Source organism: Myxococcus llanfairpwllgwyngyllgogerychwyrndrobwllllantysiliogogogochensis, from assembly GCF_006636215.1.
Taxonomy (GTDB): domain Bacteria; phylum Myxococcota; class Myxococcia; order Myxococcales; family Myxococcaceae; genus Myxococcus; species Myxococcus llanfairpwllgwyngyllgogerychwyrndrobwllllantysiliogogogochensis.
Genome location: NZ_VIFM01000053.1, coordinates 1 through 26,750 on the forward strand (window position 1 = coordinate 1; position 26,750 = coordinate 26,750).

The window sequence follows — 26,750 nt, forward strand, 5'->3', positions numbered from 1 at the left end:
GGGCATCCGCCCGTCCTCCTCCCCCTGCACCACCAGCAGCGGGCACGTCACCCGGGCCAGCACCGAGGCGTCCACATCCGCCGGCGCGACGAGGCACAGCCCTCCCACCGACGGGAACCGCGCCTGGAGCGCCAGGGCCACCTGGGCCCCCCCGTGGAGCGCCGCCACCGCCAGCGCGCTCGTCCCCGCGTTCTCCAGCAACACCCGCATGGCCGCCTCGGCGTCCTCGAGCAGCGCCAGGTCCCTGCCCCGCGTCCCCTGGCTCGCGCCCACACCCCGGTGGTTGAAGCGCAGCGTGGGGAAGCCCGCGCTGGCCGCCGCCCACGCGAGCTCCGCGGCGATGACGTGATCCATCCCCCCACCCTCGTCGGGCCTCGGAGGGAGGATCAACAACGGGGGCGCGCGCTTGCCGCGGTGCGCCGTGCCCTCCATCACCACCGCCCCCACCGGAATCAGGGTGGAGCGCTCCAGGAACTGACCTTTCTGGACCATGACACCCACCTTAGGAGGGCTCGCGCCGAGCCGATACTCCCAGCACATGCTCCATTCTGGCGCGCCCCACCTCTGGGCGCGGGCCCCAGGTCCGGCGTGGGATCCGCGCTTCCCTCGGAACATGACGCACCAGGTCTTCGCCCAAGGTCCGCGACGCGGTGCGTCGGAATTCAGCGTTTGGAGCGAATTACCGCGTTTGTGCGCAACTTCAGACGGCGTCCTGGGACAATGGGGCAAGGACTCTTTCTTCCATCCCCCTTTTTATCCGCTGGAGCCCCCCACCATGAGCACCATCGAGCGCGGCCGCACCCTCGTCGGCACCACCCCTCGGACGTCCGTTGCGCGCACGTCTGAAGCGAACACGGTGGCGACGCCCGCGGTGCAGCCGACCGCGCAGCGCACCGGCGCGGTGGTGGATGGCTTCGACAGCGCGAAGACGACGAACACCGTGGCCGCCGCGCAGGTGTTCACCGCTCCGGCCGGCTCGAAGGACAAGGTCTATGACGGCAAGCTGGTGGGCGCGGGCGGCCAGACGTTCGAGCCCGGCACGCCGCTGAGCGACATCCCCGCCTTCACGCCCAAGAACAACCCGAACGCGACGGCCACGCTCATCTACACGAACGGCATGCGCACGGAGAAGGACAAGCAGGCGCGTGAGCTGCAGGCGCTCGCGGACGAGACGGGCATGCGCACCATCGGCGTGCACAACTCCACCGAGGGCACCGTCGGCGACCTGCTCCAGGCCGTGAAGGACAAGCTGGGCAAGGGCACCAACCCCGCCGTCGACACGCTGGCCGACGCCGTCTACGGCGAGCTGAAGGCGGGCCGGGACGTGCACCTCGTCGGCTACAGCCAGGGTGGCCTCATCACCTCGCGCGCGCTGTCGGACGTGGCGCGCCGGCTGCGCATCGAAGACGGGATGTCGCCGGAGCAGGTCCAGCAGACGATGAGCAAGCTGAACGTGGAGACGTTCGCGGCCGCCGCCTGCACCTACCCGGACGGCCCCAACTACGTGCACTACATCAACAACCGCGACGCGGTCCCCACCCTCTTCGGCCTGGGCGGCAAGGGCTGGAGCCCCGCGGACATGCTGCGCCACGCGGGCAAGGACGCGAAGGTGCACTACTTCTCCGAGGACACCGTGTTCTCGGGCGCGCACTCGCTGGTCGACACGTACCTCAACCACCGCGTGCCCTTCGAGCAGGCCCGCGCCGGCGAGTTCTGAGAGCTGCCCGTCAGTCGTGGTAGATAAGCCACCATGACGCGAGACGAGGCGACTCAACTGGTGCAGGCGTACCTGGCGGCTCAGGGCGTTCCCCTGAGCCCCGGTCTCAATCAGAAGGGGCTCGGCGGAGCCGCTGTCGGCGAGGCGCAGCTGTACTTCGAGCACTCGGCCGACACGGGCGAGCTGAAGTGCAGCGCCCTCATCTACCGCTTCCGCGACGCGCCCCGCCCCGGCGTCCTCGACGGCTTCCGCGACGAGCAGAAGGCCGGCACGGACGCGGGCGGCGGCACGGTGGACTTCGAGTCGGAGAGCAAGAGCCTCTTCCTCAGTCGCTCGTACACGACGCGCCCCATCGACCTGGTGTTCGCCTCCGAGCTGAGCAAGCTGATGGCGGCGAGCCTCGTGTGGGGCGTGGACGTGTTCGAGCGCGTCGCCGCGAAGGTCATCCCCGCGCAGTCCCGCTGACATGGCCCTCGCGTTCTCCCGTCACATCCAGTGGCTGCTGGCCACGATGGGCCTCGCCAAACCCCCGCCCCCTCCGGGCGGGCCCATGACTCGCGAGGCCGCGCGCGCGCTCGTCCGGTGGTACCTGCAGACGCAGGGCGCCGGGATGAGCGAGGGGCTCAACGAGAACGGGCTGGGCGGCACCATGGTGGGCAGCGCGCAGCTCTACTTCGAGCACCACGCGGACACGCAGGTGCTGGAGTGCAGCGCGCTCGTCTACCGCTTCCGGGAAGACCCCAAGCCGGGTGTCATCGACGGCTTCCGCAAGCAAGCCCAGGACGGCACGGACGCCGGCGGTGGCTCGGTGGACTTCGAGGAGGAGAACAAGAGCCTCTTCCTGAGCCGGACGTACGCGCAGATGCCCGCGGGCGCCGCGTTCACGAAGGACATGGAGCGGCTGATGAAGGCCAGCCTCTCCTGGGGCACCACCGTGCTGGACCGCGTGGCGCGGAACGTCTTCGGCACCTGACGGGCTCCCGCTCCCCGCACGGGCCCGGGCGATATCCCGGGCCCGCTGAGCGGCGGAGCTACACCGCCTGGAGCACGTAGAACTTGAGGTACTTGCCCTCGGGGAACTGCAACCGCACCGGGTGGTCCGGCGGCTGGTAGCGCTCCTCGACGAGCGCCAGGTCGACGCCAGCCTTGAAGCCCGCTTCGCGCACCGCGCTCATGAAGTCGTCCGGGCTCACGCGCGCCGAGCACGACGCCGTGGCCAGCAGGCCGCCCGGCCGCAAGAGGCTCAGCGCCTGCCGATTCAGGGACGCATACCCGTCCAGGGCCGCCTGCACCGCGCGCTGGCTCTTCGCGAAGGCCGGCGGGTCCAGGATGATCATGTCGAAGGTGCGGCCCTCGTCCTTGAAGGACTGGATGACCGTGAACACGTCCGCCGCGAGGAAGTCATGCTTCTCCGCGGGCAGCCCGTTGCGCGTGAAGTTCTCGCGCGCCAGGGCGATGGCTTCCGGGTCGATGTCCACCGAGAACACGGTGTTCGCCCCGCCCAGCGCCGCGTTGACGGAGAAGCCGCCGCTGAAGCTGAAGCAGTTGAGCACGTCCCGGCCCTTGGCCAGTCGCCGGATGAGGTGACGGTTCTCCCGCTGGTCCAGGAAGAACCCCGTCTTCTGCCCGCGCCACACGTCCACCATGAAGGTGACGCCGCGCTCGCGGATGGCGATCTGCTCCGGCGCGTCCTGCCCGTACAACATGCGCCCCGAGCCCCGGCCCTCGTCCTCCTCCACGTCGTCCCGCGCCACTTCATCGCGACCGACGATGCCCTTGAGGCCCGGGATGCCGGCCTTGAGCGCCTCGACGATGAGCGGGCGATACGGCGTCAGGCCCGCCGAATACAGCTTCATCACCGCCCAGCCGGCGTAGAGGTCCACCACCACGCCCGGCAGCCCGTCCCCCTCGCCGTGAATCAGGCGGTAGCTGTCCGTGTCGGTCAGGTCGAGGAGCGACTGGCGCTCCGCTAGCGAGCGCCGCACCCGGCGGGTGATGAAGCCCGCGTCCACCGTGTCCCGCGAGTCGCGCGTCAGCACCCGCACCGCGATGGCCGAGTGCGGATCGTAATACCCCCGCGCGACGAACTTCCCGTTCTCCGTCAGGTCCACCACGCTGCCGGCGGGAATCCTCGGCACATGCTCCAGCGCCTTGCGAAACACCCACGGGTGTCCCGCGCGCAGGTGGCGCCCCAGTCCCCGCGCCAGCTCCAGCTTCACGACATTCACGGTGTCACTCCTCACGAGCCCCACGGCCCCGCCGAGCGAGGAGGGCCCGAGCCAGCTCCTCGAACCCCTTCCCCTCGGCTGCCCGGGTAATGAAAGCCGGCGGCGCGTCGATGCGGTCCAACACCGCGCGCACGTTGGCTACGCCCACGCCCAGCTCGAAAGCCTGGAACATCGGGGCGTCATTGAAAGAATCCCCTACATACACGTAACGGCCGTCCCGAGGCTCCAAACGCTCGCCCCACGCCACCCGCGCGAAGCGCCGCGTCGCACTCAGCTTGTCGAAGCGACCGAGCCAGCAGTTCACATGCACGGACGAGCGCACCGCCGTCACCCCGCGCGCCCGCAGCAGCGCTTCGATGCGCGACGCCCCCGCCTCACCCAGCCGGGCTTCCTCGTTGTAGTCCACGGCCAGGTCCACTTCCGTGTACGCGCTGTCCACCGACAGCCGCGCCCCGGGCACCTGCTTCAGCACGCGCCCGACTTCCTTCTCGAGCCGACGCCGGTTCGCCACTCGCTCGGCCGGTGCCTCCAGGTACACCTTGCGGAGCCCCCGCTTGCCTCGCAGGAAGAACAGGCCACCGTTCTCCACGATGACGCCGTCCACCGGGAGCTGCCGCGCCCACGCCTCACCCCACCCCGCCGGCCTGCCACTCACCAACACCACGCGCAGGCCCGAAGCGGACAGCCGCTCCAGCGCCCGCACGGTGTCCGCGCGCAGCCGGTGGCCGGTGGTCAGCGTGCCATCCACGTCCGTGAAGACACCCTCGACACGGGACAGGTCCGCCTCGCGCAACGGGCGCGGTACCGCCTTGCTGGCCGCCGCCATCACATCACGTCCAGCTGGGCCAACAGTCCCTGGAACACTTCGATGGTCGCGCGCAGCTCCGGTCCCACGAGCTGGGCCAGGGGCTGCTTTCGCGCCTTGCGCAGGAACGCGTCCATGTCGGAGGCCCGCCCGTAGAGGGACTGGGCGCTGACAGCCGCCTCGGCCAGGAGTCGGGCCGAGGCCGGCGCGTCCGAGTCCGACAGCATCAGGGCCCGCTCCAGCTTCACGCCGCAAGAGGCCCACACCTCGCGGTCATGGATGATGAGCACCTGGCGCTGGTTCACCGCGGACAGGCCCCGGACGAACGCGTCCAGCTCGCTCACCACCTTGAGCAGGTCCTGGCGGGAGGGGTTGGGGAGAATCGCCAGGCGCCCCACCTCCGCGCGCATCTCCACGATGTGCCGCTTGTCCTGCGCGCGCAGGTTCCGGTACGCGGCCGTGCGGCCAAAGGCGTCCATCTCCGTCTGGAGCTGCTGCGCGTTCCACTGCACGTCCTCGGGCTCCGCCTCGCGCACCTTGTTGTGCCGCGCCGTGAGGATGCGCCCCAGGTCCGCGGTGATGGCGCGCACCGTCACCGCCGCCTTCACCTCCGCCTCGTGCCCGGGCACCACCTGCGCCCGCGTCACCTCGCCAAAGGTGCTCGCCGTCTCGAAGACGAGGTTGCTGACCTGCTCGCGGAAGCGCGCCCGGAAGCTCTGGATTTCAGCCAGCAGCGTCCACCGGTCGCTCACCACGGACGGATTGCGCATCGCCTCGCCCAGCTGGGTAATCCCCTGCGCGAGCTGCGTCATGGCGTCCTGGAGCAACGTGGCCGGGTCCTGGAAGCGGGCCCCGCCCACCTCGCGCAGGATGTCCGCGAGGCCCGCGGAAGGCTGTGCGGGGAACTGCTCGCGGATGACGTTCAAGAGGGCGTTGACGTCCATCACCGTGTCTCGGATGACGGGCGCCATCTCCTCCCAGAGCGACAGGTCCGGGCTGGAGTCCACCACCGGCGTCTCGTACTTCACCAGGTCCATGTCACTCAGCCGGCCAATGGCCTGGGCGGCGGCGGCGTACACCTTGCGCAGCCGGCCCGCGAAGGCGCGGTCGGGGTGGGACTGGAGGATTTCTTCGAGCCTCGGGGTCAGGGAGGCCTGCGGGTTTTCAGCGTCAGCGGACACGGGGGGCACACTCTAGCGCTCGACTTCCGCGCGGGGGAGTTCTAGCACTCGGATCGGGGCCGCGCCGCAAGGCCCGGGAGCGCTACGGGATGATTCAGGTCTGTCTGATGAAGGACGGAACCCTCTTCACCGGGGGTGAGGAACTGCTCGCCGAGGAGGGACGGAAGTGGATTGACGTCCTCCACCCCGACGAAGCGGTGATGGCCCGGCTGGCCGAGCGCTTCGGACTCCACAGACTGGCCGTCGAGGACTGCCTCCACCTGGACCAGCGGCCCAAGCTGGAGGAGTACCCGAACCATGTCTTCATCGTCCTCCAGGGCTTCACCGCCGGGAAGGACGTGTGCGAGCTGACGCTGCATGAGCACCACTTCTTCCTCGCCAAGGAGTGGATCATCAGCGTGCACGAGCTGGCCTTCGCGGGGCTGGACAGCGTCCAGCAGCGCGTCCGCGCGGATCCAAACGCGACGCTGGGGCGGGGCACGGACTTCATCCTCTACCTGCTGGCGGACGGGCTGGTGGATGCGCAGTTCCCCATCCTCGACACCTTCGGTGACGAGCTGGAGGACCTGGAGGTGTCCATCTTCGAGCGGGCGGAGAAGTCCCAGCTGCAGCGCATCTTCGAGATGAAGCGGATGCTGGTGCAGCTGCGCCGGGTGCTGTCCCCGCAGCGGGACGTGGTGGGGTTGATGGCGCGGCGGGGCATCCCCCACGTCGACGAGCGCTCCACGCTCTACTTCCGCGACGTGTATGACCATCTGGTGCGCCTGTACGAGCAGATTGATGCCGGGCGCGACATCCTGGGCAACGTCATGGACGGCTACTTGTCCATGGTGGCCAACAAGACGAACGACATCACCAAGCAGCTCACCATCTTCGCCACCATCTTCCTGCCGCTGTCGTTCATCGTCGGATTCTTCGGACAGAACTTCGACGCCCTGTCGAGTCAGGGCTCCTACATCGCCATGTGGGTGATGATCATCGCCCTGCCCGTGGGCCTGTTCTTCTGGTTCAAGCACAAGCAGTGGCTCTGAGCCCTGCTCGGAGGATGCATGCAGACCGTCACCGTGGATGGACTCTCCCTGCACTACCGCGACGTGGGCCAGGGCCTCGCCGTCCTGCTGCTGCACGCCTTTCCCCTCAACGGGGACGCCTTCGATGCCCAGGTGAAGGCCCTGTCCGGGCGCTACCGCTTCATCATCCCGGACATCCGAGGCTTCGGGCAGAGCATGCCGGGTGAAGGCCCCACCGAGATGTCACGCATCGCGAGTGACGCGCTGGGACTGTTGGACGCACTGAACATCGACCGGGCCGTGGTGGGCGGAGTGTCCATGGGCGGCTACGCGGCCATGGCCCTCTTGCGCGAGGACGCGGGTCGGGTGGCCGGGCTCGTGCTGATGGACACGCAGTGCACCGCCGACGACGACGCGGGCAAGGCCCGCCGGGAAGCCTCCGCGAAGGAGGCCCTGGAGAAGGGCGCGGACCCCGTCATCCAGGCCCTGATGCCCAAGCTCATCTCCTCGCCCCCGGATTCGCCGGTGGGGCGCGTGGTGGAGGCGCAGATTCGCACCGCCTCGCGCCAGGGCATCGCCGCCGCCCAGCGGGGCATGGCGCTGCGTCCGGACTCCAAGGACATCCTGGCGCGCTACGCCGGGCCCGCGCTGGTGGTGGTGGGTGAGCATGACGCCATCACCCCGCTGGAGAAGGCGAAGCAGATGGTGGACCTCATCTCCGGGGCGAAGCTGGAGGTCATCCCCGGCGCCGCGCACCTGTCCAACCAGGAGCAGCCGGAGAAGGTCAACGCGGCGCTCGACGCGTTTCTCGCGGCGCTCTGAGCGAGCCTCATGAGCCCCGCGCCTTCGAGCGCCGGGCTTCCTCCAGGACGTGGTCCTTGAGCAGATAACCGAAGCCCGCGTTGTGGAGACGGAGGACCAGGTCCTGTCGGGTGGAGCCGAGCTCCTCCGCGGCATCGTCCAGGTTCCATCCGGACGTGGCGAGCCGTTGCAGCAGGTACGCCCGCCGCGTCTGCGCCGCCGAGAGCCGGTAGGTCTTGAGGTACTCCAGCGTTCCGTCGGGGCTCACAATCGCCTCGCCCAGGTGGTTCTCCTCCGAGGGAAGCAGGCTCGTGTGGAAGTGCTGGAGCAGGAACGGCCCGGCCTCGTAGACCTTCCGGGACGTCACCTCCACGCCGAACAGCCCGCCGGCCATGAAGCCATGGAAGGCCGCCCAGTCCGCGCGCATGCGCGCCACCTCCGCGCGCAGGTCCTCCACGCTGGACACCCGCTTCGCGTCCAGGGACAGCCCCAGCTCCGGAGCTTCCATGAGATAGCCGTACTGCAGCAGCAGGTCCCCGTAGAAGTCCTCGAGCAACGTCCGGTGCAGGAGGCGGTAGTCATCCGGGTGCGCGACGATGAACGCGGAGAGCAGCTCGTCCGCGTTGAACAGCAGCATCCCCACCTGCTTCTCGTGGACCTCGAACGTGCGCAGCGCGCCATCCAGCGCGGTGCTCGCCCACCCGGGCACCACGCCTTCGACCCGCGGACTCAACCCGTGGGACAGGGCCTCTCGCGAGTACTCCGCCCAGGCGATATCCGGCCCGCCGAAGTGCAGGGCCAGGAAGCCCTCCATCGCCAGGTGCAGGGGCAGCATGCGCAGTTGGTTGCGGTCTTCCCGGTGCACCATCCGATGCAGCAGCCGCACGGGGACCGGGCCCACCTTCACGCGCTTGCCCTCGGGCGCCTGCAGGCGCGTGCCGAAGACGGCTTCCGTCTGCCGGTGCGTCCAGCTCACCACCATGCCGTGGGGAATGTAGGAAACGTACTTGAGCCCGCGCCCCGTCAGCGGGCCCTCCAGCGACACCACGGAGACCGCGTCCGAGTAGTCCCTGCGCGCGAAGCGCAGGTCTCCCCTCACCTCGTCCCGCAGCACCGGCACCAGCCGGATGCGTCCGAAGACTTGCGACGGAGCCAGCCTCAGGCCCTTGGGCTCCAGCCGCTGAATGAGTCGCGCGTCGCTCATGCCTCGCCCTCCTCCACGCTCACGGGCGCGCCCGGTGCCACGCCCACCTCCACGCTCGCGTTCCGGCGAGCATCCCGCTCCAGCCAGGACGCCACCCGCGCGGAGAGATAACGCTCCAGCTCCGCCAGCGACGCGGTGCCCTCCGCGAAGCGCGCGAAGCCCAGCACCGTGGGCACGTCCTCCGCGTCTCGCACGCCCACCGTGGCGACGGCGCCTCCGAACGAGCGCGGCGAATACTCCTCCGCGTCGAAGACGGGATTGACGTGGACGAGGGCCGTGCGACGCCCCGGGTCCAGCCGCTCCCGGAACACCCGCGTCAGCTCGGCCACGGCCTTGGGCGGGTCATTGTCGTAGCCGTCGGAGACGATGACCACCAGCTCCGCGCCCCAGGCCAGCGCATCCAACAGCGGCGTGGCGAGGTCCGTCTGCCCGCGCGCGGTGACGCGCAACGGCTCCTCCACGGGACAGGTCCAGAAGGCCCGGTACTCGCGTGCGGAGGCGGACAGCAGGTAGTGCGCCGCCAGGGCCACCCCCAGCGGACGCCGGCGCTTCTGCAAGGAACCCGATGAGGAGTAGCTGTTGTCCAGCACCGCCGCCACCCGGCCCAGGGAGGCCGGTGCCCGCGCCAGCACCCGCGCCGAGGCGCGCTCCAGCGCCGTGTGCAGCTCGTCCCGGCGCGCCTCACGGACCTCGTCCGTCATCGACAGGGCGTAGAGCGCAAGCTTCGTCAGCGGCGCGCGAGACAGGTCCACCGGCGGCTCCACGCCCCCCTCGCGCGCGGCGGACTCCTGAAGGCGCAGCCGCTCCGCCTGGGTGAGCCGGGGCTCGATTCGCTGGAGGAACACGTCGCGGGGGACGCCGTGCTTCTGGGCCAGCCCCTCCGCCACCGTGTAGGGCAGCTCGTAGAGCGCCTCCTGGGCGAAGTGGGCCTTGCGGAAGGTCTCCAGCAACGGCTGGGTGTAGACGCGCTTCTTCCAACCGTGGAAGAGGAACGGCCCCAGCTCGCCGTCCAGCTTCAGGTGGCCATGCACCACCGCCGCGCGCAGCTTGGCGCGGTACTTCACCGCGTCGAACGGCAGGCTGGAGCGCCCCGACAGGTACTCACGGACGATGGCGCGAGTCCTGCGGTTGTTGATGTGCCGCGAGCGCAGGGACTCCAGCACCCGGTAGGCCCGCTGCGACGGCAGGCCCCGCAGGGCGGCGGCGATGAGCGCACCCTCCTCCCGCCGCTCCGCCGCGTCCGCCGGACTGCCGACGGCGAGCAGGTTGAGGATGATCTGCGCCTGATTGAAGTGGTTGATGCCCGCGGCGAGCGTGCGCCGGTAGAGGCGCCGGTAATTGCCGAGGATGTACTGGTGCAGGAACTCGATGGAGACCGACTGCCCGCGCGCGTCACCGTAGAACTCCCGCTGGCCCGTGCAGGAGAAACACGCGTTGACGAACATCACCAGGTCCTCGCGAGCGACCTGTTCGATGCGGACTTCGGCGGCCAGGGCCATCGCGCGCACTTCCTCCAGATGGGAGAGAGGAGCGCCGCTCGGGGAAAAGTGAAACGACCAGCGTGTCAGGCTCCAAAGGCTTGAATCGGAAGTCGCATCGGAGTCCCGCGAGCGGCGCTCCGAAGCTACCACACGTCCCCCAGTGAAGACTCCTGACGCTCGCCTTCAACGGCTCACGGCTGGCAAGTCACCTCGGAGTTGTCCACCTCACAGGTGGCGCACGTCGCCGTCTCCACCAGCACTCCCTGGCGGCACTCCAGCACGGCCTTGCCATCCTGTCGGCACAGCCCCCGGCCCTCGGAGCTGGAGGAGCACGCGTCCCCCGCGACGTTGCCAGAGGTGTCGCACCGCACGGCCTCGTCGGACTCGCGGCAGCCGAGCGGACCCCGGCAGGGAACTTCCCGCCACGTCCCGGTGCGGCATTCCAGCGCCAGGACGTTCTCCTGACAGACGAAGCTGCCCGCCTCGTCACAATCATCTCCCGCGCTGGCGCCACCGCAGCCGGCAAGGAGGAGGGAACCAACGACGGACACTAGGACGAAGAGAGAGCGGTTCATGAGCTTGCGACCAATATTTCGAGCGTACCGCCGCCGGTCAACCACCCAGTGTCGTCTGGAAGAAACGCCGGAAATTTCCTCCCATCACTCGTTCCACCCAGGACTCCGGATGTCGGCGCAGCAGTGCCGTGGTGAGCAGGTGCAAGTCGGTGACGTCCTTCATCCCCCGTGGCAGCGGCACCATTCCGTCGTAATCCGAACCCAGACCCACGCCTTCCTCGCCCATGACGTCCACCGCGTGTTCGATATGGCGGACCACGTCATCCACCGCGTCGCCTCCCAGATAGACGGGGGCGAAGATGATTCCCACCACGCCCCCCCGGTCCGCGATGAAGCGCAAGGAGGCGTCACTCAGGTTGCGCCACCCTCCCCCCGCCGCCCGCACGCCCGTGTGTGAGCAGAAGAACCGGACCGAAGGGTGGGTGAAGAGGTTCTCCAGCGTGCGCTCCGAGGCGTGAGCCACGTCCACGCTCAACCCCAGCCGCGCCATCTCCTCCATCACTTCCTGCCCCAGGGAGGTGAGCCCCCGGTTGCCCATCATCGGGAAGGAAGAGCCCCCCAGGTCATTGTTGGACAGGTGGGTGAGCCCCATGAAGCGCACGCCCCGGCGGTGCAGCTCCGCCAGTCGCTCCACCTTGCCTTCAATCGCATGTCCCCCCTCCACCCCCAGCACCGCGGACAGCCGCCCCCGGGCGAGGTTGTCCTCCAGAATCGCGGGCGTGGTGGTGATTCGCGCCGCGTCCTCGGAGCGACGGCAGAACTCCTCCATGCGCTCTATCTGCCACAAGGCCCGCGTCCACTCGCTCGCGCGTGCTTCCCGGGGCCAGCCGCGCCACGCGGCGAACACCGGGAAGCCACCGATGAAGGGAAAGCCCCGGGTGACGATGGTGAAGCACTGGAGCTTCACCCCCGCCTCCCGCAGCCGGGGAAAGTCCACGTGCCCCTCGTCCGAGCGCGTGCACAAGTCCCGGTTCCACATGAGGGAGTCCGCGTGTCCGTCCGCGATGCACCAGCGCTGGTGGAGTTCGTTCACGTCGCCCATAGGCGCATCAGTCTGCCTGTCCGCGCGCGCCAGACAAGCACCCATCCCACCGCGTGCATCCCCTGAACACCGCGCCCGCCCCGCTCACGTCCCGGCCATGGAGGCGCCGCCGCGCCCCGACCCCGTGGGCAGCGCCTCATCCGAGGACAGCACATCCGCCGTGCGCCTCCGGGAACGGGCATCCTGACGGACCTGGGTCGCCTCGCGCGCGGCCTCCGAGGGCCCATACGCGTAGCCCCGTCCACCCAGCACCGCGCGCAGCGAGTCCCGCAGCTCCAATGCCGTCTGGAAGCGCTCCTCCGGCTCGCGGCGCAAGAGCCGCGCGAGGATGGCTCGCAGCGGTGAGGACAGGGTGCGCGTGGCGTGTTCGACGTGCTCCGGCGCGAAGCACGCCATGCGCGCCGCCATCATGGGCGCGGAAAGCCAGCTGGGGTTCTCCGCCTGGAGCAGCTCCGCGTCCGGAAGCGGGCCGGACGCAAGCGCCGCGCGCTCCACGGCTTCCAGGTCCAGCAGGTGCAACCCGGTGAGCAGCTCCAGCAGCACCACGCCCAGGGAGAACAGGTCGGAGCGCCCGTCCAGCGGCCGGCGCAGCAGGGCCTCCGGCGACGCATAGGCCAGGTCTCCCCGGACAAGGTGGGCCTCGGTGGCCACGCGCCCCGGCAGCCGGGCCCACGCCAGGGCGAAGTCCGCCAGCTTCACGTGGCCCCGCACGTCCAGGCGCAGCGTCCGGGGACTGACGTCGCGGTGGACGAGCCCCAGCGGCCGGCCGCGATCATCCTCCAGCGTGTGCGCGTGGTGGAGCGCGTCCGCGATCTCCGCGCCCACGTAGGCGGCGAAGGCTTCCGAGAGCGGCCGGCGCCGCAGCGCCGCGAAGCTGACCAGCGTCTCCAGGCTGTGCCCCTCCACGTACTCCATGACGAGGTGGGGCAGCCCGTCATGCACCCGCACCAGGAACACCTGGGCGATGGCCGGATGGGACAAGCGCATCAGCAGTTTGACCTCCTCGCGAAGCCGCGCGCGCCCCAGCTCGTCTCCCGCGTCCTGCAAGCGTTTGATGAGCACCAGGTCTCCCGGCGTGTCCAGGTAGTGCCTGCGCGCGATGAGCAGCTCTCCCGAGCCGCGCGCGCCCAGGTACCGGATGAGTTCGTAGGCCGTGGCCCCGGCGGTGAAGAGGATGAAGGGTCTGGCAGGGGGTTGTGCAGGGTGGTGGGTGCCCATTTCGAATGACTGCTCCCGGGTATGAAGGTCCTCCCCAGGGTTGGGAAGGCGTGAGGAAACCCCACGCGTCCCTCCTACCACCCAGGTCCGACACACCCTTCCAACCCCTCGGAATGGATTCAGGGAAAAAAGGGAACGGCCCCCACCGGAGTGGGAGCCGTCCCGGGGCCATCCGCGAGGAGGCGGACCGCCCGCTTGTGCTGCGTTACTGGTTCGTCGGCGTCACGGCCTGGGTGACGCTCAGCTCGCGGACCACCATGTCCTTGCCGTCCAGCACGTACGAGGCGCGGACCTGGTCACCCTCCTTGATGTCCTTCACCTTCACGGCGCGGTTGTTCTGGAGGATGCGGCTCTGGTCGTTCGTCTTCAGCTTGAGCTGCCGGTTGTTGGTGGTGTCCACCACGGTGAGCGAGTCACCGCTCGTGGAGAGCACGCGGCCCTGGACGCTGGTCGCGGCCATGGTGGCCCCCGCGGCGCCGGAGCCGCCCGTGGCCACGTCCTCATTCAAGTCCCGCTGCGCCTCGGCCAGGTCCCCCTGCTCGTCGCGGACGTCGTTCTGCGCGCTGGCGATGTCCTGGTTCGCCTCGCGCTGCGTCTCCGCGATGTCTTCCTGTGCGTTGCGCTGCGTGTCCGCGATGTCCTTCTGTTCGTCCTGACGGATCTCCGCCGTCTCTTGGCGAGCCTCCGTCTGCGCCTCCGCGACGTCCTGGCGCTGTTCAGCGACGTTGTCCCGCTTGCTGCAACCGGAAACCATCGCCAGAGCCGCAATCGCACCGACCGCCATCATGAGCTTGCGCATATCGTCCTGCCCCTTTCGGTAGGCTGTCGGGAGAGCATGTCTCCCGGTGTTGGGCAGAAAGTGAGCGCTCCTCTCGCACTTGCACAGGGGTTGCGCGGCGCGTTTGGAAGACACAGGGGCGTCGATCCGCGCACGGAGGCCCCGGTCGCCCGGCCGCTCTCCATGGGAACAATCCCCGTCACGACCGCGTGCGAGGAACGAAGGTGCCCAGGCAGGCACCCTTCATTCCCTCACGCGCAATCACACCGCTCACGGCCCCGCGTCGACTCCGCCATCCGCGCGGCCACCGTCGGCGGCTCCGCCATCCGGCTCACCCGTGCCCGCGTCGCAGAAGGGCGCTCCACCCTCCACCCACCGGGCGACGATGGCCCGCTGCTCGGCGGTGGGCAGCGTGACGGTGGTGGGCGAAGGCGGCATGTCCTGGAACACGGACGTGCGGGCGCGAATTCGCGCGGCCTTCGCGAAAGCCCCCGGAAGTCCTCCGCCGTCCGCGCCACCGCCATCCGGAGGCGCGTAGTAGTCCAGCCGGAACGAGGTCTGGTTGCTTCCGCTGGTGTCCGCGCCGTGGCACGTGCTCACGCAGCTGGCGGCGAGGATGGGCTGCACGTCGTCGCAGTACGTGGGCACCGGCCCCGCGTCGACCTCCCCCGCGTCGGGAATACCAGGCAGGCCGAGCACTTCACACGTGCGGCCCTGTCCCTGTCGCACCGCGACGCAGACGTGCGTGTCGGGACAGTCGCTGGCCGTCTCGCACGTCTTGCCGGTGAAGTCCGCCACGTCGATGGTGCAGGCCACGGTGAACGCGACCACGCCGGCCGCGCTCGCGAGGAGTTTCTTCATGATGGGGCTCGTCATGGAACCTGAAACCTGGAACCTGGAACCTGAAAGCGAGGAGGTACGGCGGGGACTTCAGGGCCCGGCGTCGTTGGTGCCCGTGCTGTCGCAGAGAGGCGCGCCCCCCGCGACCCAGCGCGCAATCAACGCGCGCTCTTCCGTGGTGGGTTGAGGGCTGCCCGTGGGAGGCATGTCCTTCAGGTCCGACGCGCGCACGCGGATGCGCAGCGCCTTGGCCCTCGCGCCGGGCACGCCGTTGCCGGTCGGCTCGTAGTAGTCCAGCCGGAACGACGTCTGACTGCTTCCGCTGGTGTCCGCGCCATGGCAGGTGCTGACGCAGGTGGCGGCGAGGATGGGCTCGACGTCCTTGCAGTACGTGGGCACCGGCCCCGCGTCCGCGCCACCGTCGGCCTCCGTGTAGTGCGGCGGGTAGATGACCTCGCACGTGCGCTGGCCGTCGGCGCCCAGGGCCGTACAGGCATAGGCCGTGGGGCACTCGGAGTTGTCCGTGCAGGCCTTGCCGGCGAGGTCGTCGACGTTGAGGGAGCAGGCCACGACGGCGAGCACGGCGCCGCAGGCCAGGAGGGGGACAGGAGAGCGGAGGGCCACGGGGGGCTCGTTCAGAAGTGGTAGGTGAGGCTCGCCGTGTCGGCGGCCTCGTCGGGCAGCAGCTCCAGCACCAGACCGTACAGCACCGCGGCGCCCGCGGCGGCGTACATCACGTTCGCCGCGGTGGAGGCCGAGCGGGCCCGGTCCATCGTCTCCCGTGCATCCCGGGCCGACGAGAGGCCCTGCGCGCGCTTCGCCTCGCCCTGCGCGAAGAAGCCCAGCCCCAATCCTCCCAGCGCGAGCACGCCTCCGGCGACGAAGGCATACCGGTGGCCGTGGAGCACCGGCGTGGGCGCGCGGACCGGGGCGTCCAGCGTGGCAACGGGCTCGTCCGCGAGCGCGGTGAGGGGCAGCCCGAGCGCGACGACGAGCGCGATGGAGAGAAGCCTGCTGGGAGCCATGAGCATGACGTCGAGTATACCGGTGACGGTGGCGAACGTACTGCCGGAGTGTGCGTTGACAGCACGGTATGCCCCCCTGTAGTGCGTCCCCGGGTCCCCATCGCAAGGAGCCGTGACGCCGTGCAGGTCTGGGTCAACGGAGAAACACGCGAGGTGCCGGAGGCCACCACCCTCTCGGCGCTGCTGGAATCGCTGCGAGTCGGCGGTCCGGGCGTGGCCGTGGAGGTGAACGCCGAGGTGGTGCGCCGCGCCCGCCACCCCGAGCACCACCTCCAGCCCGGGGACCGCGTGGAGATCGTCACCTTTGTCGGCGGCGGGTAGCGAGGAGATGGCCATGAGCATCCAGGGTAAGCCCTTCACCATCGCGGGAGTGACGTTCGCCTCCCGCCTCATCCTCGGAACGGGGAAGTACCCCAGCCACGACGTGATGAAGCGTTGCCACGAGTCCTCCGGCACGGAGATGGTCACCGTCGCCGTGCGCCGGCTGGACCTGAAGGCCACGGGCGAGGCCTCGCTCATGCGGTGGATCGACCGCGAGCGGCTGCGCCTCCTGCCCAACACGGCCCTCTGCTACACGGCCGAGGACGCGGTGCGAACCTGCCGGCTCGCCGAGGAGCTGGGCATGAGCAAGTGGGTCAAGCTGGAGGTCCTCGGCGACGAGAAGACGCTCTATCCGGACGTCGAGGAGACGGTGAAGGCGGCCCGCATCCTGGTGAAGGAGGGCTTCACCGTGCTGCCCTACACCAGTGACGACCCCATCACCGCGCGCAAGCTGGAGGACGCGGGCTGCGCGGCGGTGATGCCGCTGGGCGCCCCCATCGGCAGCGGCCTGGGCATCCGCAACCCGCACAACCTGCGCCTCATCCTGGAGACGGTGAAGGTGCCCGTCATCGTCGACGCTGGCGTCGGCACCGCGTCCGACGCGGCCATCGCCATGGAGCTGGGCGTGGACGCCGTGCTGATGAACACCGCCATCGCCGGCGCCCAGGACCCGGTGCGCATGGCCGTCGCCATGAAGAAGGCCGTGGAAGCGGGCCGGGACGCGTACCTCGCCGGCCGCATCCCCCGGAAGGCCTACGGCTCCGCGTCCAGCCCGCTCGACGGAATCGTCCAGTAGGCGCGCCCACCCATGACGCTCCCGGTGGCGCCCTCCCTCCCCCGGCTCGTCGTCATCACCGACTGGCGTCTGCCGCGCGAGCGGCTCCTGGGCGCGCTGAGCCGCGCGCTCGAGGCGGGCCCTGACGTCGCGGTCCAGCACCGCCATCCCGAGTCCTCCGGTCGTCGCTTCCTCGAGAACGCCCGGGTCCTCGCCGCGCTCTGCCGGACACGAGGCAATCCCCTGTTCGTCAATGGCCGGCTGGACGTGGCCCTGCTCGTGGGCGCGCACCTGCATCTGCCCTCGGACGGCCCCACACCCGGGGACGTCCGCCCTCACCTGCCCCCAGGCCGGCTCATCAGCCTGGCCGTCCATGACGAGCGCGAGGCTCGCGCGGCGCGCGGCGCGGACCTGGCCCTGGTGAGCCCCGTGTTCGCCCCCGGCTCCAAGCCCGGGGACACCCGGACAACGCTCGGCCCCGAGGGCTTCCTCGCGCTCACGGCGGGGCTGCCCTGTCCCGCGTTGGCGCTCGGAGGAATCACCGAGGAGAGGGCGAGCAGGCTCACCGGCGCGGCGGGCTTCGCCGTCATCTCCTCCGTGCTGGAAGCCGAGGACCCGGCCCAGGCGGCGCGAGCACTGCTGGCCGCGTGCGCGCCCCGGGCTATGCTGCGCGTCCCGTGACTTCGCCCTCCTCCGTCTCCGAGCTGCGCCCCCTGGCCCTGGGGGAGTTGATTGACCGTGCCGTGACCTTCTGGCGCGGCCACCTCAAGCCCCTCTTCGTGTTGAACCTCGGCTACTCGCTGGTCGGCTTCATCGCGACCAAGGCCACGCTCCAGCTGACGCGCTGGCTGACGCCCATGCTCTATGTGACGGACAAGGACGCCGTCACCAAGGAGGCGCCCTTCGAGATGCTGGGGCAGGCGAGTCTGTCGCTGGTCCTCTGGTCTGGCCTGTTCATGTTCCTCATCTGGAGCTACTGGCTGACCACGGTGGCGACCGCGCGCTACGTGCTGTCCGCGCAGTTGGGCACGCCCGTGAGCCCCGCGGACGGCCTTCGCCGGGGCCTGTCCAAGGTGGGCGCGGTGACGGGAGCCTTCCTGTTGTCGGTGGGGTGGTCGACCCTGGTGACGCTGGTCGCGAGCATCCCCGGAACCGTGCTGATGGTGGCCGGTGGTATCGCCACGGCGATGGACTCCCAGGTGCTGGGCATCGTGCTGCTGGTGGCGGGCGGACTGCTGCTGGCCCTGGGCATGCTCGGAGCAATCCTCTGGTACTTCCTGCGCTTCCTGCTGCTGCCTCCCGTGCTCGCCATGGAAGACCTGGGGGCCTGGGGCGCCTTCACGCGCTCGGGAGCGATGCTGTCCGGACGCGTGGAGCCGGGCTTCCTGGGACGGGTGATGGTGCGCGGGATGATTCTCTTCACCGTGGTGAGCCTCATCCTCTTCTCGGTGCACCTGCTCTTCGGCATCCCCGCGTGGCTGGTGATGCTGCCGTATGGGAACCCCTTCTCGGCGGAGACCATGGCGCGCACGCCGCAGCTCCTGCTGGTGCCCGTGGAGATCCTCCAGGTGGCGGCGCAGTCCTTCTTCTCCCCCGTCAACTTCGTCGTCTGCTCGTTCTTCTACCTGGACCTGCGCGTGCGCCGGGAAGCCCTGGACCTGGAGCAGCGACTGGGCACCGAGCCGTCGCCGCCCCTCGCCGCCTGACGCCACCCGCTCGCGAGTTCCTTCGTGCCAAGCCTGCCCCTCCTGCTGCTGCTGGCCTCGCTGCCGTGTGACGACCGCGAGGCCACCGCGCGCGCCCTCGAAGAGACCGCCAGGTCCCGCCCCGCGGAGGTCTCCTCGGCCGTGGAGGAGCTGGGACGGCGCATGGGTGGCATGCCCCTGCCCCCCGCGGACGAGGACGCCACCGCGCCCGAGCGGGCCCGACAGGTGGCGGACTTCCTGGAGCAGGCCTGCGCGCTGGAGAAGCACGCGGCCACGTCGGAGGAGGCCCTCACGGACCTCTCTGGAGAGGAGCGCGAGCGACTCAAGGCCGTGCTCGACCGACCCGAGTTCTCCCGGGCCCGACAGCGCCACGGCGACGTCGTGAAGCAACTGCTGCGCAAGCTGGAGGCGTGGCTGGAGGGCCTGTTCGAATCACGCGAGGCCCAGGGCTTCGCGGTGGCGACGCGCGCGGTGATGCTGGGCTTCGCGATAGCGATGGTGTTGTGGGGCGCACTGAAGTTGCGCTCGCTGCGCCTGCGCCGGAACGTCGTGCGCCCGGGAGCCGCCGAGCCCGGCGCGCCGTTGGTGCTGGACGCTCCACCGGAGCACCTGAAGCGGGCCCGCTCGGCGTTGGCCGCAGACTCGCGCGAGGCGATTCGCGAGGCCTTGTTGGCCATGCTGTCCTCGCTGGAAGAGCGACGGCTGGCCCGTCCGGACCGGGTGAAGACCAATCGCGAACTGGCGGCGGAGCTTCCCGCGCGAGGAGCCCCCGCCTCCATCACCCGGGAGGTCGAACGACTGGTGACCTGGTACGACGCCGCCTTCTACTCGCTGACACCCGTGCCGGAAGCAGAGGCCACGCGGTTCGTCGAGTCGGTGGAGCGACTGCACGGGACGCTGGGCACGGAGGTCGCGGCATGAGCCTCACGAGTCCTCCCGGTAAAAAGGACCGACCTACCGGGACGCGGGAGCGTGCCTCATGAAGAACGCGCGGACCGTGGCGGTCTTCGGCCTGCTCATCGCGCTCGCGCTGGCGATGGGCCTCTCCACGAGCCGGGAGGCCCCCGACTCACCCATTGCCTCCGTGGAGAACCCGGGACCTCAAGGCGCACGCGCGCTCTTCCTGTTCCTGCGCGAGGAGGGACGCGCCGTGAGCACCCAGCTCACCTCGCTGGAGTCGCTCGCCTCCGGGACACGCACCCTGGTGCTGGCGGCGCCCACGGGCCGCCCCGTGTCCGAGGAGGAAGTGCGCGCAGTGGAGGGCTTCGTCCAGGAAGGCGGCACGCTGGTGTACCTGTCGACGCGCGAGCTCGGCATGCACCAGGCCGCGCTGGAGACGTGGCTGCGGCTCGACGAGGGGCCGCTCCTGCCCGCGAGTGAGCGAGGCCTGTCCACGGACCTGGCGGATGCGGGCGGCACCACGGTGGACGTGTGGCTGGGCGCGGGCCCGTTCCGGGGGCTGACGGCCCTTCGCATGTCACAGGACCGGGGGCTGCGCATGGACCACCCGGACGCGGTGCCCCTCGCCGGACTCGGTGGCGCGGTGGCCGTGTGGCGACGCGCGCTTGGCAAGGGTGAGGTCTACGTCCTCGCTGGCGCGGACGTGCTGGAGAATCGTCGCCTGGAGCTGCTGGACAACGCGCGCCTGTGGAACGCGCTCGCCGCGCGCGGTCCGCTCGTCATCGACGAGTACCACCACCAGCTCGCGCCCCCACCGCCCCTGTCGCGTGGCATCTGGGTCTTCGTCGCGCAGGTGCTGGCCGTGGGAGGTGTGTACGTTCTTTCCCGTGGCACGCGCTTTGGCGCCCCCAGGCCCGTGCTCGTGGAGAAACACCGCTCCGCCCTGGAGTACGTGCGCAGCATGGGCTGGCTCATGCGCCGCTCAAAGGTGGAGAAGGACCTGCTTCCAGAACTCGACAAGGCGCTCCGCCAGCGGTTGCAGGAACGCCTGGGCATCTCCCCTGCCCTGGAGGACGCGGAAGCCGCGCGACTGCTCGAGGAGAATGGCGGCATCCCCGCCTCGCACTACCTGGAGGCGAAGGCGGAGCTCACCCGTCTGCTCACGCAGCCCACCATCCGGCCCTCGGACTACGCGCGCGTGGCCCGTCTCTATGCGCACCTGGAGCGCACCGTGACGGGACGACAGTCCCTCATCCGCGCGTGAGCCACCTCACACACGCGCGGCGGTGACGGCCCCGAAGAGCCCCTCACCGCCGCATGGACGTGGTGCCGCGATTCAGAGTGTCTTGCCGGCCGCCACCATCGCCGAGCCCACGTGGTGGCGAATCTCCTCCACGCGCGCATCCCAGCTCTCGTTGAAGATCTTCTCGGCGCGCTCGCGATTGGGCCCGGGGCCGTCCGCGAGGCACTCGCCCACCTTCTTCACGAAGTCCTCCGTCGAGGTGGCGATCTTGCACAGCCCCACCTTGCGGACCTCCGGCAGGTCCGTGGACACCACCGGCAGGCCGGAGGCCAGGTACTCGCGCACCTTGAGCGGGTTGGCGTTCAGCGTGAGCTCGCTGATCTTGAACGGCATCAGCGCCACGTCGAAGGCCCGGCTGTAGCCCGGCAGGTCCGCGTACGATTTGCGGCCGAGCATGTGGATGTTGGGCTCGGCCCGCAGCTTCGAGTCGTCACAGTCCGGCGTCGTCTTGCCGATGATGACCACCGAGCCCTTCGGGTGCGCCCGCGCCGTCGCGATGATGGCTTCCTGGTCCACCCAGTCCGCCACCAGCCCGAAGAAGCCGATGAGGGGCTTGGGCAGGCGCGCGATGTCCTCGGGGATGCGCGTGGTGGCGTCGCACGCCTTCACGAAGTGACGGAAGTCCGTGCCGTGCCGCACCAGCACCGTGCGCGGGTTGACGCGGGACTTGTTGTCCCGGAGCCGCTCCGCGGAGGTGATGCAGATATCCGCGCGGCGCAGCAGCCGGTCCTCGAGCTCCGCGATGTGACGGCCGTTGGTGTCGCTGAAGGCGGAGAACTCGTCCACACAGTGGTAGACGACGAACTCCTCGCCCAGCGTGCCCGACACGGGCGCGGACGCGGGCAGGAAGCTCCAGGAGATGGGCCGCTGGAAGCCCAGCTGCTTCATCGCCCGGCGCACCTGGAGCCGCAGCAGCTCGCGATTGGCGCCCCGCACCAGCTCATTGCCGTAGAACGGAATCGCCAGCGGCGACAGGACATGGAGGTTGGGCTCCACCTCGCGCAGGCCCTGCGTGAAGCGCTCCAGCTTGCTGAAGATGCGCTTCACGTCGTGCGCGTTCGCCTTCGGCGCGCGGTTGCCAATGCTGTTCACCCAGAGGATGCGGTTGTCCCGGGAGAGGATCCGCATGATGTGGACCTTCGACAGCGGGTCCCCATCCCAGTCGTTGGAGAACACCACCAGATCGCGCCCCCGGAGGGCCCGGCGCGACATATCCAAGTCATCACTGCGCCGCATCTCTCTTCTCTCCTGTGTCGAACATCCTCGCGGTCTCCCCGCGAGTGGAAAATGGAATGACGCTCACCACGTCACGGGCACCGGTCTGACCGGCGCGGGCCGGGGTGACAACGCCTCATACATGTCGAGCAACACCGGCCCCACGTCGGGAGAGGCCACGCGCAGGGGGCCCGCCGCCACCGCCTCGCGGACAGTCGCGGCGAGCGACGTCGCGTCCCCCGCGCGGAAGAGCCGCGTCCCCTCGGGCCGCTCACACACGTCGCTGGCCACGCAGGGCACGCCCAGGGCCAGCGCCTCTCGCACGGAGATGGAGTCACCATCATGCGTGGTGGGTCGCAGGAAGACGTCGCTCCGGGCGATGAGCCCCAGCGCCGCCGGATGATCCAGCTCCCCCAGCGGCTCCAGCGGACCCGCCACACCCAGCTCGCGCGCGTCGCGGAGGAAGTCCTCGGAGTCGGTGCCCGGACCGAACAACGCCAGGCCCACTCCCCGGTGGGACTCCGTCAGCAGCCGCAAGGCGCGAAACGCGAGCTTGCGCCCGTAGACCGGCGACGGATGGTGCGCCATCACCAGCAACGGGCGGCGACGCGCACGCGCGGCCTCGACTCGCACCGGCACGGCCCCCGCCTGAACCTGCGAGGCACAGAAGGCCGGGTGGACCAGGAGCTTCTCTTCCGGAATGCCACACGACACGAGCGCATCGCGCACCGCCGCGGACACCGCGATGATGCGCGAGTAGCCCGCGAGCGCCACCCGCGCGAAGGCCCGCCGAGAGGGCGCCGCCGCGAGGTAGTCGGGCAACAGCCCCGAGTGCAGGGTGATGAAGCGGGGGGCGCGTGCCCCCGGCGGACTGCCCACCGCCGCCGCGAGCAGCCAGGCCTTGGGGTTGTTCCCGCTGGTGTGGACATGAACCGTCCACCCCGAGGCGAGAAACCCGGTCAGCCTGAGGGCGAAGTGCGCGGGGCCTCGCATCGGGAGTACGTCCGGAACCGGCCGGCCGCCCTTCCCGATGTCCAGCACCTTCGCTTCGACCTCACGGCTGCGCAGGAAGCGGTGAAGTTGTTGAACGTGAATCGCCACGCCGCCGAAAGGCGGAGGATGGTCGCCAACCAGGAGCACACGCATGGGGAGCCCTATCGAGGAACGGACGCCGACGGAGGCACCGCCGACAGGGGCGAGCGTCGGGGCAACAACCCCATCTCCCGCTGATACGTGGTGAGTGGATCAGGGTCCTGCCGGATGATCCGCGCCGGAATGCCCGCCACGACAGTGCCTGGCGCCACGTCCTTGAGCACCACGGCATTGGCCCCGATGACGGCGAAGTCGCCAATCTGGATGTTGCCGAGAATCTTGGCGCCCGCGCCGACCCGCACGTAGTCACCGATGACGGGAGCACCCTCGAGCCCCGAGCGCCCGCCAATCGTCACCTGCTGGGAGATGAGGCAGTGCCGCCCAATCTTCGCCGCCTTGTGGATGACGACGCCGATTCCGCCGTACCCCAGCTGCGTCCCCTCGCCGATGTCGGCCTCGTCCGGAACGTAGGAGCTGTGAAGGTAGTAGATGGCCTTTCGCAGCAAGGCCGGGAGCAAGGGAACCCCTTTCAGCCTCAGGCCGCGAGCCACCCGGTACAACGTCATCGCATCGACACCCATCCACGCCTCCCTGACCCAACCGCGCGACGGGGTGGAACCTAGGTACCGGCCCCCCAAGTGGGAAGTAGGCCCTCAAGCGCCACCCGGATTTCCTCAAGCCGTCCTACGAGGCCTCAACCCCGCGAGCACCGTGAGCGGCCGCACACCCGCGGCGTACAGCACCCCCACGTAGCCCACGCAGAACAGCACCCCGGCCACCGCCAGCGGCAACACGCGCCAGAAGAAGCCCGTCGGCAGCTGCATCCACGCGCCCTGTGCGCCCGCCCTCAACAGGAAGACCGCCAGGCCCGCCGCGCCCGCCGCGAGCGCGGAGCGCCCCAGCGCCTGCCAGGGAATGATGTCCACCAGCTGGAGCTGGCGTCGGGGAGTGGACAGCGCCGCCGGAACCCGCACGAGCAGCATCGCCTTGCCCACCACCTCCGCCACCGCCCAGGAGCCAATGCCTCCCATCAACCCCAGGTGCTTCACCCCGAGGATGACCAACGGCACCGTCACCGCCGCCTTCACCGCGTACGAGACGAAGATGGCCCGGGTCAGCCCCCGCGCCCGCAGCGTCCCATCCATGGGGAGGATGGAGAGCACCACCCCCAGCACGCTGACGCGGAAGACAGGCACCGCGGGCAGGAACGTCTCGCCGAACAGCGCGCCGATGAACTCCGGCGCCGCCGCGAAGAGGAACGCCGCGAACGGAAGAAAGACATACGCCAGCCGACCGGCCGCGTCTCGGAACGCATCCACGCCCTCTTCCAGGCGGCCCTCGCGCTCCAGCTCCCCCAGGCGCACCATCAGCACCTCGCTGGTGGGCGTGTAGAGCAGGTCCACCACCGGAAGCTGGAAACACCCCACCCTGTACAGCGCGTAGAGCGCCGGCGCCACCGCGCCCGCCACCGCGTACAGGTGCGCGTTCTGTTGCGGAATGGCCAACAACATGGCCGCGCCAAAGGGCGCCGAGTAGGCCAGCTGCGCGCGAAACAGCGACGCGCTGGCCAGCGGCCCCGTGGAACCCCTGAGCGAGACGACCCACGTCGCCACGAACCGCAGCGCCGCGAAGACGGCCACCGCCACCATCATCCCGTGCAGCGACGCGCCCAGCAGGGGCGGCACCACCATCACCGCCGCGCGCACCGCGTCTGAAATCAGATACACGCAGGCCGATGCGCGCGTGCGCCCCTGCGCCGTGAGCGACACCTCCAGCGGGAAGCTGCCCAGGAGGAACGCTGTATAGGCCGCGAGCGCCCCCCGGTACTCCAGCAACGCCGGATTGGAGAACCACGCCGCCACCGGGCCCAGCAAGACATAGACAAGCACCGCGCCCAGCAGGCCCGCACCGGACATGAACAGCAGCGTCTGTCCCAGGTAGGGCCGCTTCTCGCTGGTGCGCGGAAGGAAGTAATAAAGGCTCTGCACCACGCCAAAAGGCAGCACGTAATACAGCGTCGTGGCGATGAGGAAGAGCTGGTAATAAGTACCGTACTCGTCCAGGTGCAGCACCCGGGCGAGGACGAGTGGAATGGACAGCGTCAACCCGGCGGTGAACAACCGGGCCAACACCAGGGGGCCGGCGCGTCCGAGGAATGAATTCCCAGACGCGGCCGACGAGCCACCTCCGCTCACGGAGCCTCCTTCAAGGAAGCCCCCGTCGGCTTCAGCAACACGTTGCCCAGCAGGGTCTCCCGGAACGAGTGGGTCCTCCTGCCAGGCACCGGGTGGCTCATGCCGAGCAACCCGAAGCAATCATCCAGCTGGCAGCCGGTGAGCGGCGACGAGTAGTCCCCCAGCATGCCCAGGCTGAAGTTCTCCCACAGCACCTTGCGCTTGAGGGTGAATGGATCTCCGCCAATCCGGTTGGGCAGGTCCTCCGTCGTGACACCCGAGCGGAAGCCGTGCGACGCCAGCACGCGGATGACCTCATCCGAGTACCACCCGTTGCAGTACGCGAAGTCGCGTACCTGGATGCCCACCTCGGCTTCAATCGTCCGCTTGGACTCGAGGATCTCCTGCTCCACCACCTCCTGCGGCTCCAGCGTCAGCACCGTGTGCCCCAGCGTGTGCGCGCCGAACTCGAAGCCGTCGCGCGCCATGCGGCGCACCTCGTCCCAGTTCATGATGTCGCCCTGCTCCGGCACCAGGTCCTGCCCGCCCCCCAGCTGCTGCTCCAGCGCATCGATGATGGACGTCAGCACCCGCGTGGGGTGCTCGCCAATGAAGTCGTCGAGCGCGGCCGACACCGTCTTCTGTCCGGAGAGGATGGGGCCGAGCAGCTCCATCGACGCCTCCGGCAGCGCGGCATACACCGGGTGGTAGTGCCGCTCCTGCGCCCGGCGCAGCAGGTGAAACAGGCGGTCATGATTGAACCGCCGCTTCGTGCCGATGAACGCCGTCGGCAGGTAGGTGATGGCCGGAATCCCCATCTGCTTCAGGATGGGGTACGCGTACCGGTACACGTCCCGGTAGCCATCGTCGAAGGTGATGACGCACAAGTCCTTCTTCGCCACCCTCCGGCCCGACATCACATCCACCGCGTCACCAATCGACGTCAGCTCGAAGCCGGCCGCCGAGGCCTCCTCGAGGTGGCGTCGGAACGTCTCCTGGCTGATGAGCAACCCGGGGATGGAGCGCTGCAGCTCCCCCGTGAAGTCGCTCACCACGCGGTGGTAGCTCACGATGAGGATGCGCCGGCCGCCCGACTGCACCCTCCGATATGCCGCCATCGCCCTGCGCATCCCACTGTAGTGCAGCACGCCAGCGGCCGCCGCCTTGACCGCCCTCCGCAAGACCCTCGCTGTCGCCATCACGCCCCTCCGCGGAAAAGCATCCCCTGGCCCACGTTCCCCAACGGAACTCCCCAAACTCGCGCGGGGGGGTATTGCAGGCGGGATGCCACACCCGAATCCTGGGCGAAACCACCTCTTCGCGGGGGGAGCCCGGCGGGACGGGACGCGTGGTCACCGG

29 protein-coding genes are annotated in these 26,750 nt (G+C 69.7%); 11 read left to right on the forward strand and 18 right to left on the reverse strand.

Annotated elements, in window-relative coordinates; genetic code table 11:
- A partial coding sequence (gene sglT / locus FJV41_RS15570) for a type IV pili motility protein SglT (protein WP_141643271.1) occupies positions 1 to 492 on the reverse strand: 492 nt, incomplete at its 3' end.
- A 283-nt stretch (positions 493 to 775) separates the two neighbouring features.
- On the opposite strand from sglT, the gene FJV41_RS15575 reads away from it, so the two are divergent.
- The 3 genes from FJV41_RS15575 to FJV41_RS15585 all read left to right on the forward strand — a co-directional run bounded on the left by FJV41_RS15575 (position 776) and on the right by FJV41_RS15585 (position 2,690).
- Positions 776 to 1,717 (forward strand): hypothetical protein, encoded by a 942-nt coding sequence (locus tag FJV41_RS15575; protein ID WP_141643272.1) that lies wholly within the window; start codon positions 776 to 778, stop codon positions 1,715 to 1,717.
- Between the two features lie 33 nt (positions 1,718 to 1,750).
- Positions 1,751 to 2,182 carry a hypothetical protein gene (locus FJV41_RS15580; protein WP_141643273.1) on the forward strand — a complete coding sequence of 144 codons (432 nt, stop codon included), beginning with the start codon at positions 1,751 to 1,753 and terminating at the stop codon, positions 2,180 to 2,182.
- Between the two features lie 85 nt (positions 2,183 to 2,267).
- Positions 2,268 to 2,690: a hypothetical protein gene (locus FJV41_RS15585; protein ID WP_141643315.1), complete on the forward strand. Its 423-nt coding sequence runs from the start codon at positions 2,268 to 2,270 to the stop codon at positions 2,688 to 2,690.
- A gap of 58 nt (positions 2,691 to 2,748) precedes the next feature.
- Here the strand turns inward: FJV41_RS15585 and FJV41_RS15590 are convergent, their stop codons facing one another.
- Genes FJV41_RS15590 through FJV41_RS15600 form a run of 3 tightly spaced genes read right to left on the reverse strand, consistent with a single transcriptional unit; the run spans position 2,749 to position 5,940 of the window.
- The gene (locus FJV41_RS15590) at positions 2,749 to 3,945 is read right to left on the reverse strand and encodes a class I SAM-dependent rRNA methyltransferase (RefSeq protein ID WP_141643274.1); all 1,197 of its coding nucleotides are present in this window, start codon (positions 3,943 to 3,945) and stop codon (positions 2,749 to 2,751) included.
- Between the two features lie 4 nt (positions 3,946 to 3,949).
- A complete protein-coding gene (locus FJV41_RS15595) occupies positions 3,950 to 4,771 on the reverse strand; it encodes an HAD-IIB family hydrolase (RefSeq protein ID WP_174468193.1) in 822 nt (273 codons plus the stop codon).
- Positions 4,771 to 5,940: a hypothetical protein gene (locus tag FJV41_RS15600; RefSeq protein ID WP_141643276.1), complete on the reverse strand. Its 1,170-nt coding sequence runs from the start codon at positions 5,938 to 5,940 to the stop codon at positions 4,771 to 4,773. Before FJV41_RS15600 ends, FJV41_RS15595 begins: the two co-directional genes overlap by 1 nt.
- A gap of 80 nt (positions 5,941 to 6,020) precedes the next feature.
- On the opposite strand from FJV41_RS15600, the gene corA reads away from it, so the two are divergent.
- Together corA and FJV41_RS15610 are read left to right on the forward strand one after the other, a co-directional pair.
- Entirely contained in the window at positions 6,021 to 6,962 is a 942-nt protein-coding gene (corA, locus tag FJV41_RS15605) for a magnesium/cobalt transporter CorA (RefSeq protein WP_141643277.1), read from the forward strand.
- A gap of 18 nt (positions 6,963 to 6,980) precedes the next feature.
- Complete coding sequence (locus FJV41_RS15610; protein WP_141643278.1) at positions 6,981 to 7,763, forward strand: alpha/beta fold hydrolase; 783 nt, start codon at positions 6,981 to 6,983, stop codon at positions 7,761 to 7,763.
- A gap of 7 nt (positions 7,764 to 7,770) precedes the next feature.
- Here FJV41_RS15610 and FJV41_RS15615 read toward each other — a convergent pair whose 3' ends face one another.
- The 9 genes from FJV41_RS15615 to FJV41_RS15655 form a co-directional block, all read right to left on the reverse strand.
- On the reverse strand, positions 7,771 to 8,946 hold the full coding sequence (locus tag FJV41_RS15615; RefSeq protein WP_141643279.1) for an ARPP-2 domain-containing protein: 1,176 nt from the start codon (positions 8,944 to 8,946) through the stop codon (positions 7,771 to 7,773).
- The gene (locus FJV41_RS15620; RefSeq protein ID WP_246137224.1) at positions 8,943 to 10,445 is read right to left on the reverse strand and encodes a hypothetical protein; all 1,503 of its coding nucleotides are present in this window, start codon (positions 10,443 to 10,445) and stop codon (positions 8,943 to 8,945) included. Before FJV41_RS15620 ends, FJV41_RS15615 begins: the two co-directional genes overlap by 4 nt.
- 173 nt (positions 10,446 to 10,618) lie before the next feature.
- Complete coding sequence (locus FJV41_RS15625) at positions 10,619 to 11,002, reverse strand: hypothetical protein (protein ID WP_141643280.1); 384 nt, start codon at positions 11,000 to 11,002, stop codon at positions 10,619 to 10,621.
- A 37-nt stretch (positions 11,003 to 11,039) separates the two neighbouring features.
- Entirely contained in the window at positions 11,040 to 12,044 is a 1,005-nt protein-coding gene (locus FJV41_RS15630) for a dipeptidase (protein WP_141643281.1), read from the reverse strand.
- An 84-nt stretch (positions 12,045 to 12,128) separates the two neighbouring features.
- Positions 12,129 to 13,262, reverse strand: a complete 1,134-nt coding sequence (locus FJV41_RS15635; RefSeq protein WP_141643282.1) for a serine/threonine-protein kinase — start codon at positions 13,260 to 13,262, stop codon at positions 12,129 to 12,131.
- A 205-nt stretch (positions 13,263 to 13,467) separates the two neighbouring features.
- Positions 13,468 to 14,061: a hypothetical protein gene (locus FJV41_RS15640; RefSeq protein ID WP_141643283.1), complete on the reverse strand. Its 594-nt coding sequence runs from the start codon at positions 14,059 to 14,061 to the stop codon at positions 13,468 to 13,470.
- Between the two features lie 249 nt (positions 14,062 to 14,310).
- Positions 14,311 to 14,901, reverse strand: a complete 591-nt coding sequence (locus FJV41_RS15645) for a hypothetical protein (protein WP_141643284.1) — start codon at positions 14,899 to 14,901, stop codon at positions 14,311 to 14,313.
- Positions 14,902 to 14,970: 69 nt separating this feature from the next.
- Positions 14,971 to 15,504 carry a hypothetical protein gene (locus tag FJV41_RS15650; RefSeq protein WP_141643285.1) on the reverse strand — a complete coding sequence of 178 codons (534 nt, stop codon included), beginning with the start codon at positions 15,502 to 15,504 and terminating at the stop codon, positions 14,971 to 14,973.
- 11 nt (positions 15,505 to 15,515) lie between these two features.
- Positions 15,516 to 15,905 carry a hypothetical protein gene (locus FJV41_RS15655; RefSeq protein WP_246137225.1) on the reverse strand — a complete coding sequence of 130 codons (390 nt, stop codon included), beginning with the start codon at positions 15,903 to 15,905 and terminating at the stop codon, positions 15,516 to 15,518.
- Between the two features lie 120 nt (positions 15,906 to 16,025).
- Between FJV41_RS15655 and thiS the strand changes: the two genes are divergently transcribed.
- Genes thiS through FJV41_RS15685 form a run of 6 tightly spaced genes read left to right on the forward strand, consistent with a single transcriptional unit; the run spans position 16,026 to position 20,871 of the window.
- Entirely contained in the window at positions 16,026 to 16,226 is a 201-nt protein-coding gene (gene thiS / locus FJV41_RS15660) for a sulfur carrier protein ThiS (RefSeq protein WP_141643287.1), read from the forward strand.
- A gap of 13 nt (positions 16,227 to 16,239) precedes the next feature.
- Positions 16,240 to 17,022 carry a thiazole synthase gene (locus FJV41_RS15665; protein WP_141643288.1) on the forward strand — a complete coding sequence of 261 codons (783 nt, stop codon included), beginning with the start codon at positions 16,240 to 16,242 and terminating at the stop codon, positions 17,020 to 17,022.
- Positions 17,023 to 17,034: 12 nt separating this feature from the next.
- Positions 17,035 to 17,682 carry a thiamine phosphate synthase gene (locus FJV41_RS15670; protein ID WP_141643289.1) on the forward strand — a complete coding sequence of 216 codons (648 nt, stop codon included), beginning with the start codon at positions 17,035 to 17,037 and terminating at the stop codon, positions 17,680 to 17,682.
- On the forward strand, positions 17,679 to 18,707 hold the full coding sequence (locus FJV41_RS15675; protein WP_141643290.1) for a hypothetical protein: 1,029 nt from the start codon (positions 17,679 to 17,681) through the stop codon (positions 18,705 to 18,707). Before FJV41_RS15670 ends, FJV41_RS15675 begins: the two co-directional genes overlap by 4 nt.
- A gap of 24 nt (positions 18,708 to 18,731) precedes the next feature.
- Positions 18,732 to 19,628 carry a DUF4129 domain-containing protein gene (locus tag FJV41_RS15680; RefSeq protein ID WP_141643291.1) on the forward strand — a complete coding sequence of 299 codons (897 nt, stop codon included), beginning with the start codon at positions 18,732 to 18,734 and terminating at the stop codon, positions 19,626 to 19,628.
- A gap of 58 nt (positions 19,629 to 19,686) precedes the next feature.
- Positions 19,687 to 20,871, forward strand: coding sequence for a DUF4350 domain-containing protein (locus FJV41_RS15685; RefSeq protein ID WP_141643292.1), 1,185 nt, complete (start codon positions 19,687 to 19,689; stop codon positions 20,869 to 20,871).
- A gap of 72 nt (positions 20,872 to 20,943) precedes the next feature.
- Here the strand turns inward: FJV41_RS15685 and exoP are convergent, their stop codons facing one another.
- The 5 genes from exoP to exoL form a co-directional block, all read right to left on the reverse strand.
- The gene (exoP, locus tag FJV41_RS15690; RefSeq protein ID WP_141643293.1) at positions 20,944 to 22,146 is read right to left on the reverse strand and encodes a spore coat polysaccharide biosynthesis glycosyltransferase ExoP; all 1,203 of its coding nucleotides are present in this window, start codon (positions 22,144 to 22,146) and stop codon (positions 20,944 to 20,946) included.
- A 63-nt stretch (positions 22,147 to 22,209) separates the two neighbouring features.
- Entirely contained in the window at positions 22,210 to 23,271 is a 1,062-nt protein-coding gene (locus FJV41_RS15695) for a glycosyltransferase family 4 protein (RefSeq protein WP_141643294.1), read from the reverse strand.
- A gap of 8 nt (positions 23,272 to 23,279) precedes the next feature.
- Positions 23,280 to 23,798: a serine O-acetyltransferase gene (locus FJV41_RS15700; protein ID WP_141643295.1), complete on the reverse strand. Its 519-nt coding sequence runs from the start codon at positions 23,796 to 23,798 to the stop codon at positions 23,280 to 23,282.
- A gap of 93 nt (positions 23,799 to 23,891) precedes the next feature.
- Positions 23,892 to 25,412 carry a spore coat polysaccharide flippase ExoM gene (exoM, locus tag FJV41_RS15705; RefSeq protein WP_141643296.1) on the reverse strand — a complete coding sequence of 507 codons (1,521 nt, stop codon included), beginning with the start codon at positions 25,410 to 25,412 and terminating at the stop codon, positions 23,892 to 23,894.
- The gene (exoL, locus tag FJV41_RS15710) at positions 25,409 to 26,509 is read right to left on the reverse strand and encodes a spore coat polysaccharide deacetylase ExoL (protein WP_306440883.1); all 1,101 of its coding nucleotides are present in this window, start codon (positions 26,507 to 26,509) and stop codon (positions 25,409 to 25,411) included. Before exoL ends, exoM begins: the two co-directional genes overlap by 4 nt.
- Between the last annotated feature and the right edge of the window lie 241 nt (positions 26,510 to 26,750).

Coding starts and splice junctions, on each gene's coding strand:
- FJV41_RS15580 (WP_141643273.1), top strand. CDS start 1,751: ATGACGCGAGACGAGGCGACTCAACTGGTGCAGGCGTACCTGGCGGCT.
- FJV41_RS15630 (WP_141643281.1), bottom strand. CDS start 12,044: ATGGGCGACGTGAACGAACTCCACCAGCGCTGGTGCATCGCGGACGGA.
- exoL (WP_306440883.1), bottom strand. CDS start 26,509: ATGGCGGCATATCGGAGGGTGCAGTCGGGCGGCCGGCGCATCCTCATC.
- FJV41_RS15645 (WP_141643284.1), bottom strand. CDS start 14,901: ATGAAGAAACTCCTCGCGAGCGCGGCCGGCGTGGTCGCGTTCACCGTG.
- corA (WP_141643277.1), top strand. CDS start 6,021: ATGATTCAGGTCTGTCTGATGAAGGACGGAACCCTCTTCACCGGGGGT.
- FJV41_RS15585 (WP_141643315.1), top strand. CDS start 2,268: ATGACTCGCGAGGCCGCGCGCGCGCTCGTCCGGTGGTACCTGCAGACG.
- FJV41_RS15685 (WP_141643292.1), top strand. CDS start 19,687: ATGAAGAACGCGCGGACCGTGGCGGTCTTCGGCCTGCTCATCGCGCTC.
- FJV41_RS15575 (WP_141643272.1), top strand. CDS start 776: ATGAGCACCATCGAGCGCGGCCGCACCCTCGTCGGCACCACCCCTCGG.
- exoP (WP_141643293.1), bottom strand. CDS start 22,146: ATGCGGCGCAGTGATGACTTGGATATGTCGCGCCGGGCCCTCCGGGGG.
- FJV41_RS15700 (WP_141643295.1), bottom strand. CDS start 23,798: ATGGGTGTCGATGCGATGACGTTGTACCGGGTGGCTCGCGGCCTGAGG.
- FJV41_RS15595 (WP_174468193.1), bottom strand. CDS start 4,771: ATGGCGGCGGCCAGCAAGGCGGTACCGCGCCCGTTGCGCGAGGCGGAC.
- FJV41_RS15615 (WP_141643279.1), bottom strand. CDS start 8,946: ATGAGCGACGCGCGACTCATTCAGCGGCTGGAGCCCAAGGGCCTGAGG.
- FJV41_RS15610 (WP_141643278.1), top strand. CDS start 6,981: ATGCAGACCGTCACCGTGGATGGACTCTCCCTGCACTACCGCGACGTG.
- FJV41_RS15620 (WP_246137224.1), bottom strand. CDS start 10,445: ATGGCCCTGGCCGCCGAAGTCCGCATCGAACAGGTCGCTCGCGAGGAC.
- FJV41_RS15665 (WP_141643288.1), top strand. CDS start 16,240: ATGAGCATCCAGGGTAAGCCCTTCACCATCGCGGGAGTGACGTTCGCC.
- FJV41_RS15635 (WP_141643282.1), bottom strand. CDS start 13,262: ATGGGCACCCACCACCCTGCACAACCCCCTGCCAGACCCTTCATCCTC.
- FJV41_RS15625 (WP_141643280.1), bottom strand. CDS start 11,002: ATGAACCGCTCTCTCTTCGTCCTAGTGTCCGTCGTTGGTTCCCTCCTC.
- FJV41_RS15670 (WP_141643289.1), top strand. CDS start 17,035: ATGACGCTCCCGGTGGCGCCCTCCCTCCCCCGGCTCGTCGTCATCACC.
- FJV41_RS15655 (WP_246137225.1), bottom strand. CDS start 15,905: ATGGCTCCCAGCAGGCTTCTCTCCATCGCGCTCGTCGTCGCGCTCGGG.
- FJV41_RS15640 (WP_141643283.1), bottom strand. CDS start 14,061: ATGCGCAAGCTCATGATGGCGGTCGGTGCGATTGCGGCTCTGGCGATG.
- FJV41_RS15695 (WP_141643294.1), bottom strand. CDS start 23,271: ATGCGTGTGCTCCTGGTTGGCGACCATCCTCCGCCTTTCGGCGGCGTG.